19 protein-coding genes are annotated in these 20,910 nt (G+C 66.0%); 4 read left to right on the forward strand and 15 right to left on the reverse strand.

Translation table 11 applies throughout. From position 1 onward, the window contains the following. Positions 1–4 precede the first annotated feature (4 nt). From tolR to aspS, 12 genes are all read right to left on the reverse strand, one after another. Entirely contained in the window at positions 5–442 is a 438-nt protein-coding gene (gene tolR / locus QM707_RS08250; protein ID WP_415001371.1) for a protein TolR, read from the reverse strand. 42 nt (positions 443–484) lie between these two features. Then, positions 485–1,255 carry a protein TolQ gene (gene tolQ, locus QM707_RS08255; RefSeq protein ID WP_415001372.1) on the reverse strand — a complete coding sequence of 257 codons (771 nt, stop codon included), beginning with the start codon at positions 1,253–1,255 and terminating at the stop codon, positions 485–487. Further along, positions 1,252–1,677: a tol-pal system-associated acyl-CoA thioesterase gene (gene ybgC / locus QM707_RS08260; RefSeq protein ID WP_415001373.1), complete on the reverse strand. Its 426-nt coding sequence runs from the start codon at positions 1,675–1,677 to the stop codon at positions 1,252–1,254. The genes tolQ and ybgC overlap by 4 nt, the downstream gene beginning before the upstream one ends. After that, positions 1,674–2,714 carry a Holliday junction branch migration DNA helicase RuvB gene (gene ruvB / locus QM707_RS08265; RefSeq protein ID WP_415001374.1) on the reverse strand — a complete coding sequence of 347 codons (1,041 nt, stop codon included), beginning with the start codon at positions 2,712–2,714 and terminating at the stop codon, positions 1,674–1,676. Before ruvB ends, ybgC begins: the two co-directional genes overlap by 4 nt. 39 nt (positions 2,715–2,753) lie before the next feature. Then, positions 2,754–3,686: a hypothetical protein gene (locus QM707_RS08270; RefSeq protein ID WP_415001375.1), complete on the reverse strand. Its 933-nt coding sequence runs from the start codon at positions 3,684–3,686 to the stop codon at positions 2,754–2,756. Between the two features lie 19 nt (positions 3,687–3,705). Then, positions 3,706–4,503 (reverse strand): hypothetical protein, encoded by a 798-nt coding sequence (locus QM707_RS08275; protein ID WP_415001376.1) that lies wholly within the window; start codon positions 4,501–4,503, stop codon positions 3,706–3,708. A gap of 90 nt (positions 4,504–4,593) precedes the next feature. Beyond that, on the reverse strand, positions 4,594–6,480 hold the full coding sequence (locus QM707_RS08280) for a potassium transporter Kup (RefSeq protein ID WP_415001377.1): 1,887 nt from the start codon (positions 6,478–6,480) through the stop codon (positions 4,594–4,596). Positions 6,481–6,503: 23 nt separating this feature from the next. Beyond that, positions 6,504–7,097, reverse strand: coding sequence for a Holliday junction branch migration protein RuvA (ruvA, locus tag QM707_RS08285; protein ID WP_415001378.1), 594 nt, complete (start codon positions 7,095–7,097; stop codon positions 6,504–6,506). A gap of 160 nt (positions 7,098–7,257) precedes the next feature. After that, entirely contained in the window at positions 7,258–7,779 is a 522-nt protein-coding gene (gene ruvC, locus QM707_RS08290) for a crossover junction endodeoxyribonuclease RuvC (RefSeq protein ID WP_415001379.1), read from the reverse strand. Further along, positions 7,776–8,507 (reverse strand): YebC/PmpR family DNA-binding transcriptional regulator, encoded by a 732-nt coding sequence (locus QM707_RS08295; protein WP_415001380.1) that lies wholly within the window; start codon positions 8,505–8,507, stop codon positions 7,776–7,778. Before QM707_RS08295 ends, ruvC begins: the two co-directional genes overlap by 4 nt. A gap of 48 nt (positions 8,508–8,555) precedes the next feature. Next, complete coding sequence (locus QM707_RS08300; RefSeq protein ID WP_415001381.1) at positions 8,556–9,173, reverse strand: esterase/lipase family protein; 618 nt, start codon at positions 9,171–9,173, stop codon at positions 8,556–8,558. A gap of 111 nt (positions 9,174–9,284) precedes the next feature. Further along, positions 9,285–11,036: an aspartate--tRNA ligase gene (gene aspS / locus QM707_RS08305; protein ID WP_415001382.1), complete on the reverse strand. Its 1,752-nt coding sequence runs from the start codon at positions 11,034–11,036 to the stop codon at positions 9,285–9,287. Positions 11,037–11,196: 160 nt separating this feature from the next. Here aspS and QM707_RS08310 point away from each other — a divergent pair, with 160 nt between their 5' ends. Both QM707_RS08310 and QM707_RS08315 read left to right on the forward strand, forming a co-directional pair. Next, a complete protein-coding gene (locus QM707_RS08310; RefSeq protein WP_415001383.1) occupies positions 11,197–12,318 on the forward strand; it encodes a diguanylate cyclase domain-containing protein in 1,122 nt (373 codons plus the stop codon). 35 nt (positions 12,319–12,353) lie between these two features. Then, positions 12,354–13,295: a DUF3011 domain-containing protein gene (locus QM707_RS08315; protein WP_415001384.1), complete on the forward strand. Its 942-nt coding sequence runs from the start codon at positions 12,354–12,356 to the stop codon at positions 13,293–13,295. Between the two features lie 56 nt (positions 13,296–13,351). Here the strand turns inward: QM707_RS08315 and QM707_RS08320 are convergent, their stop codons facing one another. Together QM707_RS08320 and abc-f are read right to left on the reverse strand one after the other, a co-directional pair. Next, a complete protein-coding gene (locus tag QM707_RS08320) occupies positions 13,352–13,660 on the reverse strand; it encodes an FmdB family zinc ribbon protein (protein ID WP_415001385.1) in 309 nt (102 codons plus the stop codon). Between the two features lie 125 nt (positions 13,661–13,785). Beyond that, positions 13,786–15,705 (reverse strand): ribosomal protection-like ABC-F family protein, encoded by a 1,920-nt coding sequence (gene abc-f, locus QM707_RS08325; protein ID WP_415001386.1) that lies wholly within the window; start codon positions 15,703–15,705, stop codon positions 13,786–13,788. Positions 15,706–15,854: 149 nt separating this feature from the next. Between abc-f and ybaL the strand changes: the two genes are divergently transcribed. Continuing rightward, positions 15,855–17,519 carry a YbaL family putative K(+) efflux transporter gene (gene ybaL, locus QM707_RS08330; RefSeq protein WP_415001387.1) on the forward strand — a complete coding sequence of 555 codons (1,665 nt, stop codon included), beginning with the start codon at positions 15,855–15,857 and terminating at the stop codon, positions 17,517–17,519. 88 nt (positions 17,520–17,607) lie between these two features. Beyond that, positions 17,608–18,237, forward strand: a complete 630-nt coding sequence (locus tag QM707_RS08335; RefSeq protein ID WP_415001388.1) for a hypothetical protein — start codon at positions 17,608–17,610, stop codon at positions 18,235–18,237. A 37-nt stretch (positions 18,238–18,274) separates the two neighbouring features. Here the strand turns inward: QM707_RS08335 and clpB are convergent, their stop codons facing one another. After that, positions 18,275–20,857, reverse strand: a complete 2,583-nt coding sequence (gene clpB, locus QM707_RS08340; RefSeq protein WP_415001389.1) for an ATP-dependent chaperone ClpB — start codon at positions 20,855–20,857, stop codon at positions 18,275–18,277. Positions 20,858–20,910 lie beyond the last annotated feature (53 nt).

Raw genomic sequence — 20,910 nt, forward strand, 5'->3', positions numbered from 1 at the left:
TTGCTCAGCGCGTTTCCGTCGGCTTGCTCATCAGCCCGACCTTCTGCACGCCGGCCGTCTGCAGCAGGACCATGGCCTGGTAGACGGTGTCGTAACTTGCCTTGCCGTCGCCGGCCACGAAGACCGCGATATCGGGATTGGCCTTGACCACCGCGCCGACCTTGGCGGCCAGTTGCGCCGCATCTACGCGCTCGCGACCGGCATCCTGCAGCTTCAGCGTATAACCGCCTTCGGCATCGACGCTGACGACGATCGGATCCTTCTTCGTTTCCACCGATTTCGCATTGGACTTCGGCAGGTCGATGTCCACGCCGAGGTTCAGCAAGGGAGCCGTGACCATGAAGATGATCAGCAGCACCAGCATCACGTCGATGTACGGTACGACGTTGATCTCGGATTTCAGCTTGCGCTTGCGGTGGCGGCGGATGAAGGCGGCGCTCATGGCGTTTCCTCAACGGGCGAGTGGCGGGACCGGGGTTAGCGCTCAGCCCTCGTCGGAATGCGATTGCCGCTGCAGGATCGAGGAAAACTCCTCGGTGAAGCTTTCGTAACGCACCGACAGGCGTTCGACCCGCGTGGCGAAACGGTTGTAGGCCCAGACCGCCGGGATGGCGGCGAACAGGCCCATCGCGGTGGCGATCAGCGCCTCGGAAATGCCGGGCGCGACGCTGGCGATGGTGGCCTGCTTGTTGTTGGCCAGGCCATGGAAGGACACCATGATGCCGAACACGGTGCCGACCAGGCCGACGTAAGGCGCGGTGGAACCGACGTTGGCGAGGGTCTCGAGATTGTGCTCGAGCGCATCGACCTCGCGCGCGAGCGTGGCGCGCATGGCGCGTTGCGCGCCCTCGAGCTGGGTGCGCGCATCGACGTTCTTCTTCTGCTGGCGCAGGCGGGTGAACTCGCGGAAGCCGGCTTCGAAAATCGCCTCCAGGCCGCTGACGATGCGATTGCGCTCCGTCGCCGTGCGGTAGAGCTGATTGAGGTCCGCGCCCGACCAGAAGCGGCCTTCGAACTCCTCGGCATCCTTGTTGGCGCGGGAGAACACGCCCATCTTGCCGAAGATGATGAACCAGCTCAGCACCGAGGCCGCCAACAGCAGCACCATCACCAGTTGCACCGGCAGGCTCGCATGCCAGATGAGCTGGATGTAGTTCAACCCGCTCTCGCTGGCGACGGTCTGCGCGGCGGCCTGCGCCTCGGCCGGCAATGCCGTGGTCGGTGCGGCCGTGAGCAAGAGGGAAAAGGGGTTCATCGGTTCACTCCAGTCTGTGGAGCCGGCACCAGCCAATCCGGCAGGGCCCGCGGTCGGAATTTGGAAGCTTGCAGGCAGGCGACGCGCACCCCGGCACGCAACAGACACTCTTCGCCGCGGAAGAGTTCCTGCGCGACTTCGAAGCTGGCCGGGCGACGCTCGCCGAGCACGACCGTCGCTCGCAACTCGTCGTCGAGCCTGGCCGGCCGAAGGAAATCCAGGCGCATTTCGCGCACCACCAGCACCAGGTCCTCGCTGTCGCGCAGGGCCTGCTGCGCCACTCCCTGCGCGCGCAACCACTCGCTGCGCGCGCGTTCGAGGAAACGCAAATAGCTGGCGTGATAGACCACTCCGCCGGCGTCGGTATCTTCCCAATACACCCTTATCGGGAAGCTGAACGGAAGCGCTGCGACGCCCGTCATTCGCCGCCCTGCGCGTCGAACAGATCGACGTCGGTGTTGCGCCGCGGCGGGCGCAGGCCAAGATGCAGGTAGGCTTTTTGGCTGGCCATGCGACCGCGCGCGCTGCGCACGATGTAGCCCTGCTGGATCAGGTAGGGCTCGACGACGTCTTCGAGCGTACCGCGCTCCTCGCTCAGCGCCGCCGCAAGCGATTCCACGCCGACCGGCCCACCGTCGAAGTTGTCGATGATCATGCGCAGCATGCGCCGGTCGATCTCGTCGAAACCGGCCGGGTCGACTTTCAGCATGCCCATCGCGGCATCGGCGACGTCGCGATCGATATGGCCGCCGGCGCGCACCTGGGCGTAGTCGCGGGCACGGCGCAGCAGGCGGTTGGCGATGCGCGGCGTGCCGCGCGAGCGGCGGGCGATCTCGCCAGCGCCGTCGGCATCGCAGTCGATGCCGAGGATGCCGGCCGAACGCCGCACGATGCGCGTCAGTTCTTCCGGCGTGTAGAACTCCAGGCGTTGCACGATGCCGAAGCGATCGCGCAGCGGACCGGTCAGCAGGCCGGCGCGCGTCGTGGCGCCGATCAGCGTGAAAGGCGGCAGGTCGAGCTTGATGGAGCGCGCGGCAGGTCCTTCGCCGATCATGATGTCGATCTGGAAATCCTCCATCGCCGGATACAGCACTTCCTCGACCACCGGCGACAGGCGGTGGATTTCGTCGATGAAGAGCACATCGTGCGGTTGCAGGTTGGTCAGCAACGCGGCGAGGTCGCCGGCACGCTCGATCACCGGGCCCGAGGTCTGGCGCAGGTTAACGCCGAGCTCGTTGGCGATCACATGCGACAGCGTGGTCTTGCCCAAGCCCGGCGGCCCGAAGATCAGCACATGGTCGAGTGCTTCGCGCCGGCCGCGCGCGGCTTCGATGTAGATCTTGAGCTGTTCGCGGACCGCTTCCTGGCCCAGGTATTCGTCGAGCTTTTTCGGCCGGATGCTGGCCTCGACGGCTTCGTCCTCGCGGGTGGACTCGGTGGCGACGACGCGATCGTTCATGCTGACTGCCGGACGCCCGACGCGGGCGGAGGCCACAGTTTACCTCGCCGCCGCGGCCTCCGGCGCATCGGCGCAGACCGCGTCCAGTCGCAGGGCCGGATCGGGTCGCAGCCCGATGCCGGCGTAGCGCGCGGCGAGCGCGGCGTCTTCGTTCGGTGCGAGCGCATAGCTCTGCGGCATGCGGGCGTAGTCGCCGCAGAAATCGCGCAAGCGCCCGAGCATCGCGCGGCGCAGGCCGGGCGAATAGGCGTTCGGGTTCAGGGCCTCGTCCCAATAGGCGTTGACGTGATCGCGCCAGGCGAAGGGGCGTTGCACGACCCAATGCCCGTCCTGCCAGCGCAGGATCGCCGGCTTGCCCGGCACCACCTCGTCTTCGAACAGGCTCCGGTAGAAGCGATAGCCCTCATAGTTGGCCACGACATCGGCGTTGGAGTACGAACCGGTGGTGACGCCGCCGAAGATGCCGCCTTCGATCCGGGCGGACGTACGCGCCGGCCCGGCCTCGTCGCGTCGACGATGCCAGCGCTGCCAGAACTTGCGCCCCTGCGACAGGAAATGGCCGATCTTGTCCGAGCCGACCAGCGTGTCGCCGACGCGAAAGGTGGGTCCGATGCCGAATATGCCGGCGACCCGCGTGGTCCGCAGCGGCAGGCCGTGGTAGACCGATTGCCGGCGCGGCGTCGGCAGTTTCTCCACTTCCGGCGAATCCATCGCCCAGCGTTCGAGCCGGTCGACCCAGTAATAACCGCCGATGCGGTGGAACACCGCCATCACGAAACGGTTGTCGTCGCGCGGGCCTTTCCACTGCGCGGCGATGTCGACGATGGCGGCGTTGACTTCGCGATCCAGCGCCGGACCGGCATCGGCCAGGGGCGTCAGCCGGTTCGAATACTGGTCGGTTTCGTAGGCCGCGCCGACGCTGGCCGTGGCGATCGCCACGACCGCGGCCAGCAGCACGGTGCGAAGGCGCAAGGCGCGCTCGGCGTCGGCTTCAGTCCGAACCGCCGCCCCAACGCCAGGTGCCGTTGACCAGGCTGGTGCGACGTTCGCCGCCGCCGAATTCCGCGCTGAGTTCGAAATTGTTCTTGAACACGTAGCGCGCACCGGCCATCGGCGTCCAGTTCGCCTGCTCGTGCAGGGTCACCGCGAACGGAATCGGCGGGAAGCCCTGGATGAGCTGGATGCTGCCGGCGTGCTTTTCTTCGGTCTTGATCTGCTGCCCGCCGACCCAGACCGAAAACGGCCCGTTCCAGTAGCCCACGCGCGGTTGCAAGCTGCGCGAGCTCACCGAACTGTCGAAATCGCCGCTGAGGCTGGTGCGCGTCCACGAGCCGGTGAGCGAGGTGAACCAGTGGTCGCCGCCATAGGCCAGCGTCAATCCGCCACCATAGACATTGCCCTGGTAGTGCACGGGCACGACGGCGAGCGGCGGCAGGCCGAGTTGCGCGGTGGGCACGCCGCGCAGGTCCACGTCGGTGCGTGCGTTGACCTTGCCGTACAAGGCGAAGACGTTGAGGAAGGGGAATACCCAGGCGTCGAACTTCAGGTCGCGGTGCTGGATGCTGCTCTCGACCTTGACCAGATTGCCCGGGATCGCCGGCACGCCAGGCAGGCTGAACTGCAGGGACTCGATTTCATAGCCCTGGTTCATGTGGAAGAAATCCACGCCCACGCCATAGGGCGGCGGCAGCGGCTTGTCGCCGACCCACTCCTTGCCGATGGGCAGTCCGCCGGCCTGGGCCGACCCGATCATCGCGAACGCGAACAAGCAAGCCAGCTTCCGTTTCATGCCCCTCTCCCCATGACCGTTTCATGACGGTGGCCGAGTATAGGACCGATCAGGAACTCCGACGCAAGCGGGCAGACAGGCCGACTAAACTCAGATCACGACCTGGGTGCCGAGTTCGACGAGGCGATTGCCGGGAATGCCGAAGTATTCGGTGGCGGGGGTGGCGTTGCGCGACATGACCAGGAAGAGCTTGTCGCGCCACAGGGCCATGCCGTGGTCGGCCTTGGCGATCAGGGCCTCGCGGCTGGCGAAGAAGGTCGTATCCATCGGGTCGAAGGACGGTCCCGGAATGTTCCAGTGCTTCAGCGCCTTCGGCACGTCCGGGTCTTCCATGTAACCGAAGCGCAGGGTCAGGCGAGCGAAGCCCTGTGCGAGGTCCGTGTAGGCCACGCGTTCGCCCTCGTCGGCGCGCGGCACGCTCACCGTCTCGACGCTGAGGAAGACATTGCGCTCGTGCAGCACCTTGTTGTGCTTGAGGTTATGCAGCAGCGCCGGCGGCATGTAGTCGTTCGACGGCGTCATGAAAATGGCGGTGCCGGCGACGCGCACCGGTGGCTCGGCCATCACGCTCTGGACGAAATGCTCGATGCGCAGGCTGTCGCGATTGACCTGCTCGCGCACGAGATCGCGGCCGCGGCGCCAGGTGCGCATGATGGTGAACACGGCCAGGCCGAGCGCGATCGGCACCCAGGCACCGTGGAAGAACTTGATCGCGTTCGAGCTGAGCAACGCGCCATCGATCGTCAGGTAGAGCAAGCCCACGGCCGCGATCGCCCAACCCGGCCAGCGCCAACGCGCCGAGGCGAGGATCAGCAGCAGCAAGGTATCGATCAGCATCGCGCCGGTAACGGAGACGCCGTAAGCGGAAGCGAGATTGGTCGAACTGCGGAACGTCAGCACCAGCACGATGACCGAGGCGAGCAGGATGCGGTTGATCCACGGCAGGTAGACCTGGCCGATGGTTTCCGCCGAGGTATGCACCAGCTTGAAGCGCGGCAGGTAGCCGAACTGGATGGCCTGACGCGCCAGCGAGAACGCACCGGAGATCACCGCCTGCGAAGCGATCACCGTCGCCATCGTCGCCAGGATGATCATCGGGAACAGCAGGAAATCCGGCACCAGGTTGTAGAACGGATTGTTGACCTTGGCCGGATGCGCGAGCACCAGCGCACCCTGGCCGAAATAGTTGAGGATCAACGCCGGCATCACGAAGAACAGCCAGGCCTTGCGGATCGGGATGCGGCCGAAATGACCCATGTCGGCATACAAGGCTTCGCCACCCGTCACCGCGAGCACGACGGCGCCGAGCGCCAGCCAGGCCGCGTGCCCGTGATGGACGAAGAACTGCACCGCCCAATACGGGTTCAAGGCCTGCAGCACGGTGGGGTTGCGCAGGATCTGCGCCACGCCGAGCACGGCGATCGACAGGAACCACAGGATCATCACCGGCCCAAAGATGCGGCCGACTTTCTCCGTCCCCTTGCGCTGGAACAGGAACAGCGCGACCAGCACGCCGATCGTGATCGGCACGACATAGTGGTGCATGCGTGGCGCGGCGACTTCGAGGCCCTCGACGGCGGACAACACCGAAATCGCCGGCGTGATCACCGCATCGCCGAAGAACAGGGCCGTGCCGAGGATGCCGAGAATGCCGACGGTATAGGCCAGCGGCGAGGCGATCGGCAGGCTGCGCTGCACCACCGCCATCAGCGCGAGGATGCCGCCTTCGCCGCGGTTGTCGGCGCGCATCACCACCATCACGTACTTGATCGTGACGATCAGCAACATGGCCCAGAACACCAGCGACAGGACGCCGAGCACGTTGGTCGAATCGGGATGCAGGCCGTACTGGTGGCCGAAGGCTTCCTTCAGCGTATACAGCGGGCTGGTGCCGATGTCCCCGAAGACGACGCCGATGGCGCCGACGATCAGCGGCAGGGCCCGTTGCGGGCCGTGTCCATGCGCCTGTTGTGACATGGGGTCTAGGCTTCCTGGCCTGGTCAACCGCTGCGAAGGACGGATTTTAGCGCTTTCCGGATGATTTCCTCCGGGCTGTCCCCGGCGGCCGCTTCTTTCACCATCCGGGCGATTTCGGCCGGCTTGTAACCCAGCTGCTGCAGGGCCACGCTGGCTTCGGAAACCGGGTCGTTCGCCACGCCTCGGCCGGCGACCGGCGGCGCGCCGCCCGTGAAATCGGCGGCGCGGTCGCGCAGTTCGACGACGATGCGCTCGGCCGTCTTCTTGCCGATGCCCGGAATGCGCGTCAGCGCCGTGACATCGCCGGCCTGCACCAGCCGTGCGAATTCGTCCACGCTGGCGCCGGAGAGAATGGCGAGCGCGATCTTGGCGCCGATGCCGCTGACCTTCTGCACGTCGCGGAACAAGCGGCGTTCGCCTTCGCTGAGGAAGCCGTACAACGCGACCGCGTCTTCCTTCTGCGCGTAATGCGTCAGCAACACGACTTCCTTGCCGAGTTCCGGCAGGTCGTAGAAGGTGGACATCGGCGCTTCGAGTTCGTAGCCGACGCCGTGCACGTCGATCATCAGCCAGGGCGGCTGCTTGTGCACGAGGGTGCCTTTCAACCGTCCGATCATTCTTTTGACCTCTTCGCGCAAGCGCTCATCGGTTGCCCATCCGCACAGCACGGACTCTTCGCGCAAGCGCTCATCGGTTGCTCACCCGCACAGCACGCACTCTTCGCGCAAGCGCTCATCGGCGCTTTTACGCCGAACCGCGGCACATCGGCGTGAATACTCACTTCCGGCTCCATACCTGCCGGGCGCTGACGCCGATGCGTTGCGCGGTCGCCCGAACGTGGGCATGCGTGATGGCGACGGCCAGCGCATCGGCCGCGTCGGACTGGATCTTGCCATGAAGATTCAGCATTACGCCGACCATGTGCTGGATCTGCACCTTCTCCGCCCCGCCCTTGCCGACGACCGCGAGTTTGATTTCCTTGGCGGCGTATTCGTGCACCGGAAGGTCGCGCATGACCGCCGCGCACATCGCCGCGCCGCGGGCCTGGCCGAGCTTCAACGCCGAATCGGGGTTGCGCGCCATGAACACCTTCTCGATCGCCACCTCGTCCGGCCGATACTGTTCGATGATCGCACCGAGTTCGTCCAGCAACTTCTTCAAGCGCAAGGGGAAACTCTCGGCTTCGAGCAGCTTCAGCGGCGCATGGAAGACATGCGTGGCGCGACCCGACGCGTCGGCGTCGACGATGCCGACGCCGGTGCGCTGCGAACCCGGATCGATGCCGAGGATGCGGGTCACTTGTAGGCGTCGGCGCCCAGTTCGGCGTTGTGGTAGACGTTCTGCACGTCGTCGAGATCCTCGAGCATGTCGATCATCTTGACGACCTGCTGCGCCGTTTCGCCGGCGACGGCGACATCGTTGTCGGCGCGCAGGGTGATGGCGGCCTCGTCCGGCGCCAGTCCGGCGGCCTGCATCGCCGACTTCACCTCTTCGAAAACCTCGGGCGCGCACAGCACTTCGATCGAAGCATCGTCCGGATAGACGACGATGTCGTCCGCCCCGGCCTCGATGGCGGCATTGGTCACGGCATCCTCGTCGGCGCCTGGCGCGTAGCTGAGCACGCCGAGCTTCTTGAACATGAAACTCACCGAACCGTCGGTGCCGAGATTGCCGCCGCACTTGCTGAAGGCATGGCGGACGTCGGCCACGGTGCGCACCTTGTTGTCGGTCATGCAGTCGACGATGACGGCGATGCCGCCGGGCGCGTAACCCTCGTAGCGGATTTCCTCGTAGCTGACGCCCTCGAGCTCGCCGGTCGCCTTCTTGACCGCGCGCTCGATGACATCCTTGCCCATGTTCACCGCCAGCGCGCGATCCATCGCCAGGCGAAGCCGCGGGTTCGCCTTGGGATCGCTGCCGCCGGCGCGCGCGGCTACGGAGAGTTCGCGGATGAGCTTGGTGAAGACCTTGCCGCGCTTGGCGTCCTGCGCGCTCTTGCGGCCTTCGATGGCCATCAATCTGCCCATGATTCTTCTCGTATTCCCGGATGATGCGAATTATACCGGCGCCCGCCCTCAAGGCTGGAAGCGGCCGGTTTCAAGGAAGTTCGCCGTCACTTCGGCGGCGCGCGGCGACAGGATTAGGCCGGAGTGGCTGGAAGGAACGACGATATGGTCGGCCAGCCCGGGCAGGCGCGTTTCCCACATGCCGACCGTGCCGTCGTTGATGCCGTCCAGGCCGCCGAAGAACTTGCCGAGGCCGACCGATCGCGAACCGGCGATCGCACCGATCTGTCGTTTCTCGGGAAGCTGGATCAGGCCGCCGCGCAGCAGCGGGCCGCTCTTGCCGGCGACGAAACCCAGGCCCTTGTCCGCCAGGCCGCGCGCGGCGGAACTGCCGGCGATCGGTGCGCCCAGGCAGACGACGCGCCCCTGGGGCAGTTGCTGGTAGCGGTTGATGGTCTCGATCGCGATCAGCCCGCCGAGGCTGTGCGCGACGATATGCACGGTGTCCTGGCCGGTCTCGTAGAGCCGCATCGCCAGCTTGTCCATCGCACGCGAGGGTGCATTCCACAGCGTCGGGTAGCCGAACAGCAGCGGACGGAATCCCCGTCGTCGAAGACGGCCTGCCAGCGGCAACAGCATCGGGCCGCGCATCATCAGACCATGCAGCAGGAGGACGGTTTCGGGCATGCGCCGGGCGCCAGGGAATTCGCGCGAGCTTATCCGATCGGAGGGCCGTCGGTCCGGGGCTGGACCGACCGCTGGTCGGAAGACCGGCGCTGACCACCGGTCCTGCCCGCTTCAGTCCGCTTTCGGACGGACGGCGATGTGCACTTCGGCCAGCTGCTTGTCCGGCACCGGCGAAGGCGCACCGGTCATCAGGCACTGTGCCGTCGTCGTCTTCGGGAAGGCGATGACATCGCGGATAGATTCGGTGCCCGCCATCAGGGCGGCGATGCGATCGATGCCGAAGGCGATGCCGCCGTGCGGCGGCGCGCCGAATTTCAACGCGTCGAGCAGGAAGCCGAACTTGGCCTCCGCTTCCTCGGCGCCGATGCCGAGCAGTTCGAACACGGCGCTCTGCATCTGCGGGCGATGGATGCGGATGGAGCCGCCGCCGATCTCGTTGCCGTTCAGCACCATGTCGTAGCCGCGCGAAACCGCCGTCCTGGCGTTGGCGCGCAGATCGTCGATGCTGTCCACCGCGGGCGCGGTGAACGGATGGTGTAGGGCGACGTAGCGTTGCTCTTCCTCGTCCCACTCGAACATCGGGAAATCGGTGATCCACAGCGGCGCCCAGCCTTCGGCGACGAGACCGAACTCCTTGCCTGCCTTCAGGCGCAGCGCGCCCATGAAGTCCGACACCTTGTTGTAGGCGCCGGCGCCGAAGAAGACGATATCGCCGTTGCCGGCGCCGACATGCCGGATCAACGCGGCGAAGGCGTCTTCGGCGAAGAACTTGGCGATCGGCGAACTGACCTCGCCGTTCTCGGCGATCTTGATGTAGGCCAGGCCCTTGGCGCCGTACTTGGCCGCATGCGCGGCGTAGTCATCGACCTGCTTGCGCGACAGCGACGCGCCGCCCGGGATGCGCAGGGCGGCGACGCGGCCATGCGGGTCGTTGGCGGCCGCGCTGAACACGGCGAATTCGCTGCCTTTCACCAGTTCGGCCACGTCCACCAGCTCCAGCGCAATGCGAAGATCGGGCTTGTCCGAACCATAGCGGCGCATCGCCTCGGCATAGGGCATGCGCGGGAACTCGGTGGCGAGTTCGACGCCCATCACATCGCGGAACACGACGCGGATCATCTCTTCGACGGTGTCCTGCACCTCGCGCTCGCCGACCCAGGCGAACTCCATGTCGAGCTGGGTGAATTCGAGCTGGCGATCGGCGCGCAGGGCTTCGTCGCGGAAGCAGCGCGCGATCTGGTAGTAGCGATCGAAGCCCGCCATCATCAGGATCTGCTTGAACAGCTGCGGCGATTGCGGCAGGGCGTAGAACTCGCCCGGATGCATGCGCGCCGGCACCAGGAAGTCGCGCGCGCCTTCCGGCGTGGCCTTGGTCAGGATCGGCGTTTCGATGTCCTGGAAACCGCGCTCGTCCAGCCAGCGGCGCAGCGACTGCACCAGGCGGATGCGCGTGCGCATCATCTGCTGCATCTCGGGACGGCGCAGATCCAGATAGCGATACTTCAGGCGCGTCTCCTCACCAGGATTCTCGTGCGCATGGAAGGGCAGCGGCTCGGCCTTGTTCAATACGTCGATCGCGGTCGGCACGATTTCGATCCGCCCGGTGCGGATCTTGTCGTTGACGGCATGGCGCGCACGCACGACGCCGACGATGCGCACCGCATCCTCGTGACCCAGGGCCGATGCCGCGGCGAACAGCGCGGGCTGGTCGCTTTCGACCAGCACCTGCACGATGCCTTCGTGGTCGCGCAGGTCGACGAAGACCTGGTGGCTCTGGACGCGGGCCTTGTTGACCCAGCCGCAGAGGGTGACGGTCTGGCCGATCAGCGTCTCGTCGACGAGACCGCAGTAATGGGTACGCATGGAATTCTCCGGGCCGCAGGGGCCTAAACAGCCCGCTATTTTGCCAGAGACGCCCGCGCCCTGCCCCGGTCACGGCAAGCCCTCCTGGCCGGCCGGCCCGCCGGCTTGCGGTCCGGACCGTTCGGGCGCAGGCTGACAACCGGCGGACCTGGGAAGTCCCATGGCCTTCACCCCCGAACGCGAGTCGGCCTATCTCCTGCGCATGTTCCGCTGGCAGGGTCAGCGCCTGCGCCTGGTGATTCTGTTTGCGCCGGCCATGCTTGCCCTGTTCGGCGTTCTGCAGGCTTTCATCCTGCGCAAACCTCTGCTGGATCTGCTCGGCAGCCCCGCCTTCCTGGCGGGCGCGACGGCGATGATCGCACTCGGTCTGCTGATGCGCCGGCTCAAGGACCCCATCCGTTTCGCCTGGGCCGGCCTCGCGCTACAGACGGTGTTCATCCTCAGTTGCGCCTTCCTGACACTGCCGGGCCATGGCGCCCTCGCCCTCGTGCTGCCGATCTTCATCGCCACGCCATTGGTGACCGCGCCCCTTTGGGCAAGACGCAGCACCGTCCTGGTATCCACCCTGCTCGCCTATCTGGCGGGATCGGTGGCGCTCTGGCATGCGCTGGCCGGCAGCACGGTCTGGATCGCCTATGTGGTGCAGGCCGCGCTGGGCATCGTCGTCGCCCTCACCCTGCATTCGGCCATCGACGAAGCGCGTCGCGGCTATTTCCAGGCGGAAGAAGAGCTGGCCGAACGCGCGCGCATCGACAGCCTGACCTCGCTGCTCAACCGCCGGCATTTCCTTGAGCTCGGCGAAGTGCTGATCCTGCGACTGGAGCGGCAGCCGCGTCCTTTCGCCGCGCTGTTCCTCGACCTCGATCACTTCAAGCAGGTCAACGACGAATTCGGACATCGCGTCGGCGACCAGCTCCTGGTCGCGGTCGCGCAATGCATGTTGCCGCTGGCCGACGATACGCGCGTCATCGGTCGCCTCGGTGGCGAGGAGTTCGCGCTGCTGTTGCGCGATTGCGATCCCGAGGGAGCACAGGCACTGGCCGAACGGCTGCGCAGCGAAATCGCCGCCCTGCGCATCGGCGAGACGCGCGTAACGGCCAGCGTCGGTATCGCCGGCTGGCAGCCCGGCGAGAGCCTGTCGGATCTGCTGCATCGCGCCGACCTGGCCTTGCTCGAAGCCAAGCACCTGGGCCGGGACCGTCTCGTGCATTGGTCCGAAGCCCTGGGCCCGGCGTTGCATCGGGCCGTTCAGCCCAGAGCCAGCGGCACGCGCAATCATTGACCCGAGGCATCGTTGTTCACCAGGAGGAACAAGCCATGATGAGGATGTTGCTGGCCAGCCTTTCGATACTGCTGGCCCTTAGCGCCACTCCCGCCGTCGCGCAGCAGCGCGCGTACGCGCCGGAGAACATGAGTCAGCTGTCCACGTCCGAGCAGGTATTCGCGATCGAGCGCGAGTATCGCGAACAGTCGCGCGGCCGGAACATCCCCGACGATCAGCTCGATTTCTATCTCGACATGATTCGCGCGCAGCGTTGGACCTTCAGCCGCATCCGCTCCGACATCGCCGATTCCCTGCGCGGCAACAACAACGGCGGATGGCGTCCGCCCTCCGGCGGCGGTTGGCAGCAGAACGACATCATCTGCTCGAGCAGCGATCGCCGGTACCGCGAATGCCGCACGCCGTACCGCGGCCCCGCCCGCCTCGTCGCGCAGCTCTCCGACACGCGCTGCATCGAGGGCCGCAACTGGGGTTCTCGCCCCGGTCTGGTTTGGGTCGATGAAGGTTGCCGCGCCCGCTTCTCCGAAGACCGCGGCGGCTGGCCGACCTGGCCGGGAGGCCCGGGCGGGCAGCGCGAAGTGATCTGCCAGAGCGAAGACATGCGCTACCGCCAGTGCAATACCGGCTTCCGCGGCCAGGCGCGCCTGGTGCGCAAGCTGTCCGACAACGCCTGCATCGAAGGCCGTAGTTGGGGCCAGGGTCCGGGTTATGTCTGGGTCGCGCGCGGCTGCCGCGCCAAGTTCGAGGACAGCAATTGGGGTGGCGGCGGTGGCGGCGGCAACTGGGGCTACAACGTCACCTGCTCCAGCGACGATGGCCGCTATCGCACCTGTGCCTGGATCGATCGTAACGGGCGCCCGCGCTTGGTCGAACAGCTGTCGAAGACGGCCTGCGTCGAAGGTCGCACCTGGGGCTATCGCAACGGCCAGCTGTGGGTGGATAACGGTTGTCGCGGCCGTTTCGGCGTATCGCGCTGATAGCGCGGCGAAGTAAAAAAGGAAGGCCGGGGAAACCCGGCCTTCTTTCTGCCCGCCTATTCCGATGATTTCGCCGGAGGCGTCGGTTTGCTTTCGGGTTTGCTTTCGCTCTTCGCCTCGGATTTGCTTTCGGTCTTGCCGGCGCTTTCATCCTTGCCGGTGAGGTTGCGCTTCTTGTCGCCGTCTTTCTTGAAATCGGTTTCGTACCAGCCTCCGCCCGAAAGGCGGAATTGCGGCGCGGTCAGCTGCCGGCGTACTTGTTCGGCACCGCATTCCGGGCAGACGGTCGGATCCGGATCGGACATGCGCTGCAGTCGATCGAAACTGTGTCCGCAAGCGGCGCATTCGAAGGCGTAGATGGGCATAAGCGAGGAACGAGTGGAGAGTTAGTGAGTGATGGGTAGTTGATGGTGTGTGGTTCGTGGTTCGTGGTTCGTGGTTGGTGGTGGACAGCGAGGTCGATGGCATTCCTCCCACCAACCATCCACCATCAACCCGCTTCGTACAGGCCAAGCCATTCGGCTTCCAGCGTATCCTTCTCGCGCACCAGTGCCGCCTGCTTCTCGCTCAACTGCAGCAGGGCGCCGCCGCCGTCGCTGCGGTAGAGCGAGGGATCGGCCAGCTCGTGCTCGATATGCGCCAGTTCCGATTGCAGCACGGCGATGCGTTCCTCGACCTGGCGCAGGCGCTTGCTGCCCACGTCCGATGCGGGCTTTGGCTTCGCCGGTTTCGCTTCCGCCGCCGGCGACGCGGCTTTCTCGGCCTTCGGCGCCTTCGTTTCGGAGCCGCGCGAACGCAGCCAGGCCGCGTACTCGTCCAGGTCGCCGTTGAATTCCTCGACCTTGCTGTCGGCGACGCGCCAGAAGGTTTCGCAGACCAGGCCGATCAGATGGCGATCGTGCGAAACCAGCACGATGGCGCCGTCGAAATCGCTGAGCGCCTCGGCCAGCGCTTCGCGCATGTCGAGGTCGAGGTGGTTGGTCGGTTCGTCGAGCAACAGCACGTTCGGCTTCGTATACGCGATCAGCGCGAGCGCGAGGCGCGCGCGTTCGCCGCCGGAGAAGCCGTCCACCGATTCGAAAGCGCGGTCGCCGACGAAATTCCAGGTGCCGAGGTAGTTGCGCAGCACCTGTTCGCCGGCGTCCGGCGCGATTTCCTTCAGATGCCACAGGGGACTCTGGCCTTCGTGCAGGCTTTCCACCGTGTGCTGGGCGAAGTAGCCGATGCGCAGGTCCGGATGCGCGACGCGCTCGCCGGTCAGCAAGGGCAATTCGCCGACCAGGGTTTTCACCAGCGTGGACTTGCCGGCGCCGTTCGGGCCGAGCAGGCCGACGCGATCGCCGGCCTCCAATCCGAAACCAATGTCACGCAAGATCGTAACGGCTTTCGGCGAGTCACTTCCCACCGCCGACGCTGGGTTTCCGGTTGAGCCAGCTGCAACCCGATAACCCGCATCGACGTGATTCAGGCGGATCAGCGAATGCGGCAGCCTCGCCGGCTCGGCGAAATTGATGCGGAACGCACGCTCGGCGCGTACGGCCTCGGTGCCGGAGAGTTTGGCCAGGCGCTTCATGCGGCTCTGCGCCTGCTTGGCCTTGCTGGCCTTGGCCTTGAATCGATCGATGAACTTCTGCAGGTGCTCGCGTTCGGCCTGCTCCTTCTCGAAGGCGATCTGCTGCTGGCGCAATTGCTCGGCGCGCTGGCGCTCGAAGCTGGTGTAGTCGCCGGTATAGAGCTTCGCCTTGCCTTCGTGCAGGTGCAGGGTATGTGTCGAGACACCATCGAGGAACTCGCGGTCGTGCGAGATCATCAGCAGCGTGCCGGTGTACTTGAGCAGCCATTGCTCCAGCCACAGCACCGCATCGAGGTCGAGGTGGTTGGTCGGTTCGTCGAGCAGCAACATGTCCGACGGGCACATCAGCGCACGCGCGAGGTTCAGGCGCACGCGCCAGCCGCCGGAGAAATCTGACACCGGACGCGCGTGGGTTTCCGCCGGAAAGCCCAGGCCATGCAGCAAGCGACCGGCCCGCGCGGTGGCGTCGTAGCCGTTGATCTCGGCGAGCTTCTGGTGCGCTTCGGCGACCGCGTCGTAATCCTCGCGATCCATGGCCTCGGCTTCGGCGCGGATGATCGAATACACCAGCTCGTCGCCGCTGAGCACGAAATCGATGGCCGGATCGGGCAGCGACGGCGTTTCCTGCGCGACGCTGGCGATGCGCACCTTGCCCGGCAAATCGAGATCGCCGCGGTCGGGTTCGACTTCGCCGAGGATGGTCGCGAACAGGCTGGATTTGCCGCAGCCGTTGCGACCGATCACACCCACGCGCCAACCGGCGTGCAGGGCGAGATTCACGTCGGACAGCAGCAGGCGTTCGCCGCGCCGCAGGGCGAAGTTCTTCAGGGAAATCATAGATCGCGCATTCTACCAGCCCGGAACGAACCGCAGGGCTGCAGCGTGACCATCCTGCGGGCATGGGGAGACCGAGGCCGGTCGATCGGTTAAATTCGGGGTTGCCGGCGTGGGTTTCCGCCGCGCGTCCGCCCAAACCCTGGAGTCGCATGCCCCATTCGATGCCCCTGCTCGCCACGCTCGCCATCGGTTTCGTGATGGCCTTCCTTTTCGGCAGCCTGGCGCAGCGCCTGCGCACGCCCCCGTTGGTGGGCTATCTGCTCGCCGGCATGGTGGTGGGCCCCTTCACGCCGGGCTTCGTGGCCGATGCGGGAATCGCCGGGGAGCTGGCCGAGATCGGCGTGATCCTGCTGATGTTCGGCGTAGGGCTGCATTTCTCGCTGAAGGACCTGATGGAGGTTCGAACCGTGGCCCTGCCCGGCGCGATCGCCCAGATCGCCTTCGTCACCCTGCTCGGCTACGGATTCGGCTGGAGTCTCGGCTGGTCGCCGATGGATGGCCTCGTTTTCGGATTGGCCCTGTCGGTCGCCAGTACCGTGGTGGTGATGCGTGCGCTGGAAGAACGCCGCCTGCTGGATACGCGACGCGGCAAGATCGCCGTCGGCTGGCTGATCGTCGAGGACCTGGCGATGGTACTGGCCCTGGTGCTGTTGCCGGCCGTCGCCGGTTCGATGGGCGCGGGAGACGGCAAGGGCGGCAGCATCTGGGCCGCGCTGGCGTTGACCTTCGTCAAGGTCGCGGGCTTCGTCGCGGTGATGCTGATCGTCGGACGCCGAGTGATTCCGTCCATGCTCGAACGCGTCGCCGCCACCGGCTCGCGCGAGTTGTTCACGCTGTGCGTGCTGGCGATCGCGCTGGGCGTCGCCTTCGGTGCGGCGAAACTCTTCGATGTCTCGTTCGCGCTCGGCGCCTTCTTCGCCGGCATGCTGCTCAACGAATCGGAACTGAGCCACAAGGCCGCCGCCGATTCGCTGCCGATGCGCGATGCCTTCGCCGTGCTGTTCTTCGTCTCGGTGGGCATGCTGTTCAATCCGGGCATCCTGATCGCGCATCCCTGGCTGGTGCTGGCGACGCTGGCCATCATCATCATCGGCAACGGCACCATCGCTTTCGCGATCGTACGACTGCTGAAACTACCCGTCGCCACCGCGCTGACGATCGCGGTCAGCCTGTCGCAGATCGGCGAGTTCTCTTTCATCCTCGCCGGCCTGGGACTCGCGCAGGGCATGCTTTCGCAGCAAGGCCACGATCTGATCCTCGCCGGCGCCCTGCTGTCGATCATCGCCAACCCCTTCCTGTTCACCTGGCTGGCGCGCTGGCAGGCACGCAACATCGCCGGCACGCCGCTGCCACCGAAGGAGGCCGCGCCCGGGCCGTCTCTCGACCTGGATGCGCATGCCATCGTCATCGGTTACGGCCGCGTCGGCAGCACGCTCGCCGGGCTGCTGCGCGACCGCGGCATGCCCGTGCTCATCATCGACGACAACATCGATCACGTTGTGCGGGCGCATGCCGCCGGCATCCCCGGTATCCGCGGTAGCGCCGCTTCCGACCAGGTATTGGCCGAAGCGCAGCCCGGGAAGGCACGCATCGCCATCCTCGCGATTCCGCAACCGCTGGAAGCCGGCGAGACCCTGGCGAAGCTGCGCGCCATTAACCCGGCCCTGACCCTGCTGGCGCGCGCGCACAGCGATGCCGAGGTCGAACACCTGATGAAACACGGCGCCGATGGCGTCGTGATGGCCGAACGCGAACTGGCGCATTCGCTGGCGGAAATGGTCATGGCGGCGCCGGCCGCGATGCCGGCCGCTTGAACCCGGTGGTTGTGCGAGGTTCAGTTCGGCGCTGTCAGCGTCGCCCCCGAAGCGGCAAACTAGGCGCTCGTCATCGTCGGACCCCGGAATGAACCACAGGATCGCCTTCGCCGCATTCACGCTGTCGACGGTACTCGCGACGGTATTCGCCCCGCCGGCCCGGGCGGAGCAGACCATGTACGGACTCAACCGCGAGCAGGTCGCCTTCACCATGGCCTGCGGCGGAGAATCCTCGCTGCGACTGGCCGAATACTCCCTGTACTCCAGCGGTCAACCGCTGGAGAAGGCGGTCGAACGCGCGATGACCTCCCTGCCGCCCGGCAAGGCTCCGCCGCCGAAGGCGCTGGTCGAAGAAAGATTGCGCGTCATCTACGAGGCCAAGCCGAGTTCGATGCCCGCCTGGGGCAGCTCGACCTTCGTGCGCTGCCTCGCGGCGCGCCAGGTTCCGCTCGATGCCGAGCGTAGCGGCGTGTGCTACCTGCTGTCCTACTACCTGTCGGTCGTCGTACCCGGCTACCGCAAGCGGGGAATGGCCGAGGACGCCATCGTCGAACGGCTGATCGAACCTTCGGCATCGAAGGACATGCGCGACCGGTTGCGCGCCCTGGTCGAGTACTACTCGAAGCGCGACGCCAAGGACGTCAAGGCGAACGTGATGCGCGACACCAGCCACTTCCTGAAATGCGTCGCGCCGGACAAGCCGGCGCTCAGCGAGTAGTCGGGATCCGCTGCAAAGGGCGATGCCCGTTGCGCATTCACTCCTTCGAGAACACCAGGCCTCCGGCTTTGGCATCCACGCGCACGACATCGCCCGCGGCGAATTCGCCGCCGAGGATCTTCTGCGCCAACGGGTTCTCCAGCTGTTGCTGGATCGCGCGTTTCAACGGCCGCGCGCCGTAGACCGGATCGAAACCCGCTTCGCCCAGTAGCGACAGGGCGGCGTCGCTGATCTCGATGCGGATCTGGCGCTCGGCCAGGCGGCGCGCCAGGCCGGCGGTCTGGATGCGCGCGATCGATCGGATCTGCTCCTGTTCCAGCGGATGGAACACGACGATATCGTCGAGCCGGTTGATGAACTCCGGACGGAAATGGCTCTGCACGGCCGCCATGACCGACGCCTTCATTTCCAGGTAGGCCGCATCGCCCTGACCGGACAGTTCCTGGATGTACTGCGAGCCCAGGTTCGAGGTCATCACGATGACGGTGTTGCGGAAGTCGACCGTACGGCCCTGGCCGTCGGTCAGGCGACCGTCGTCCAGCACCTGCAACAACACGTTGAAGACGTCCGCGTGCGCCTTCTCGACTTCGTCGAGCAGGATCACGCTGTAGGGGCGACGTCGCACCGCTTCGGTGAGGTAACCGCCCTCTTCGTAACCGACATAGCCCGGGGGCGCGCCGATGAGTCGGCTGACCGCGTGCTTCTCCATGAACTCGCTCATGTCGATGCGGACCATCGCGTCCGTGGAGTCGAACAGGAACTCCGCCAGCGCCTTGCACAGCTCGGTCTTGCCGACGCCGGTGGGGCCGAGGAACAGGAAGGAACCGTTCGGTCGATTCGGATCGGACAGGCCGGCGCGCGAACGCCGGATCGCATCGGAAACCGTTTTCACGGCTTCGTCCTGGCCGATCACGCGCGCATGCAGCGCATCTTCCATCTTCAGCAGCTTTTCGCGTTCGCCTTCCAGCATCTTGCTGACCGGGATGCCGGTCCAGCGCGAGACCACCTCGGCGATCTCCTCGGCCGTCACCTTGTCCTGCAGCAGGCGGAAGCCCTTGGTCTCGGCTTCCTGCGCCGACTTGAGCTGCTTCTCCAGCTCCGGCATGCGGCCGTACTGGATCTCGCTGGCCCGGGCGAAGTCCTGCGCGCGATGTGCGGCTTCGAGATCGAGCCTGGCCTGCTCGATCTGCTCCTTGATCTTCGTCGCGCCGGTCAGCGTGGCCTTTTCGGCCTTCCAGATTTCTTCGAGGTCGTTGAACTCGCGCTCGAGTTTCTCGATCTCGGCTTCGAGATCGGACAGGCGCTGCCGGGACTCGGCGTCCTTTTCCTTCTTCAAGGCTTCGCGCTGGATCTTGAGCTGGATCAGGCGACGTTCCTTGCGATCCATCTCCTCCGGCTTGGAATCGATTTCCATGCGGATGCGCGAGGCCGCCTCGTCCATCAGGTCGATGGCCTTGTCCGGCAACTGGCGATCGGCGATATAGCGGTGCGACAGCGTCGCGGCCGCCACGATGGCCGGATCGGTGATCTCGACGCCGTGGTGCACGGCATAACGTTCCTTCAGGCCGCGCAGGATGGCGATGGTGTCCTCTACCGAGGGTTCGCCGACGAAAACCTTCTGGAAGCGGCGCTCCAGCGCCGCGTCCTTCTCGACGTACTTGCGGTATTCGTCCAGCGTCGTCGCGCCGATACAGTGCAGCTCGCCGCGCGCGAGCGCGGGCTTGAGCATATTGCCGGCGTCCATCGCGCCTTCGGCCTTGCCGGCGCCGACCATCGTGTGCAGTTCGTCGATGAACAGGATGACATTGCCTTCCTGCTTGGCGAGATCGTTCAGCACCGCCTTGAGGCGCTCCTCGAACTCGCCGCGGAACTTCGCGCCGGCGATCAGCGCACCCATGTCCAGCGACAGCACGCGTCGCCCGCGCAGGCCCTCAGGCACTTCGCCGTTGACGATGCGCTGGGCCAGGCCTTCGACGATCGCCGTCTTGCCGACGCCGGGCTCGCCGATCAGCACCGGATTGTTCTTGGTGCGCCGCTGCAGCACCTGGATGGTGCGACGGATCTCCTCGTCGCGGCCGACGACCGGATCGAGTTTGCCGCTTTCGGCGCGCGCGGTCAGGTCGATGCAGTATTTCTCCAACGCCTGACGGCTTTCTTCGGCATTGGCATCGCCGACCTTCTCGCCGCCGCGCAGGGCGTCGATGCCCTGTTCGATCTTCGCCTTGTTCGCGCCGGCCTGTTTCAATGCGCGACCGAGCTCGCCCTTGTCGTCGATCGCAGCGAGCACGAAGAGCTCGGAAGCGATGAAAGCGTCGCCGCGTTGCTGCGCTAGCTTGTCGGTGATGTTGAGCAGGCGCGCCAGTTCGTTGCCGACGCTGAGGTTGCCCTCCTGGCCCGAGACTTTCGGCAAGCCATCGAGAGCCTCGCCCAGGCGCTGCCGCAGCAGGGCGACGTTGACGCCCGCCTGCGCCAGCAAGGGGCGCGTGCTCCCGCCCGGCTGGTCGATCAGGGCGACCATCAGATGTACGGGTTCGATCAGATTGTGGTCGCGACCGACGGCCAGCGATTGCGCGTCGCTCAGGGCCTGCTGGAAGCGCGAGGTCAGTTTTTCCATCCGCATGGGGAGGTCGTCCGGAAACGGGGCGGCCAGGCCGCGATACCGGATTCATGCGG

The organism is Arenimonas sp., from assembly GCF_047602345.1.
Lineage (GTDB): Bacteria > Pseudomonadota > Gammaproteobacteria > Xanthomonadales > Xanthomonadaceae > Arenimonas.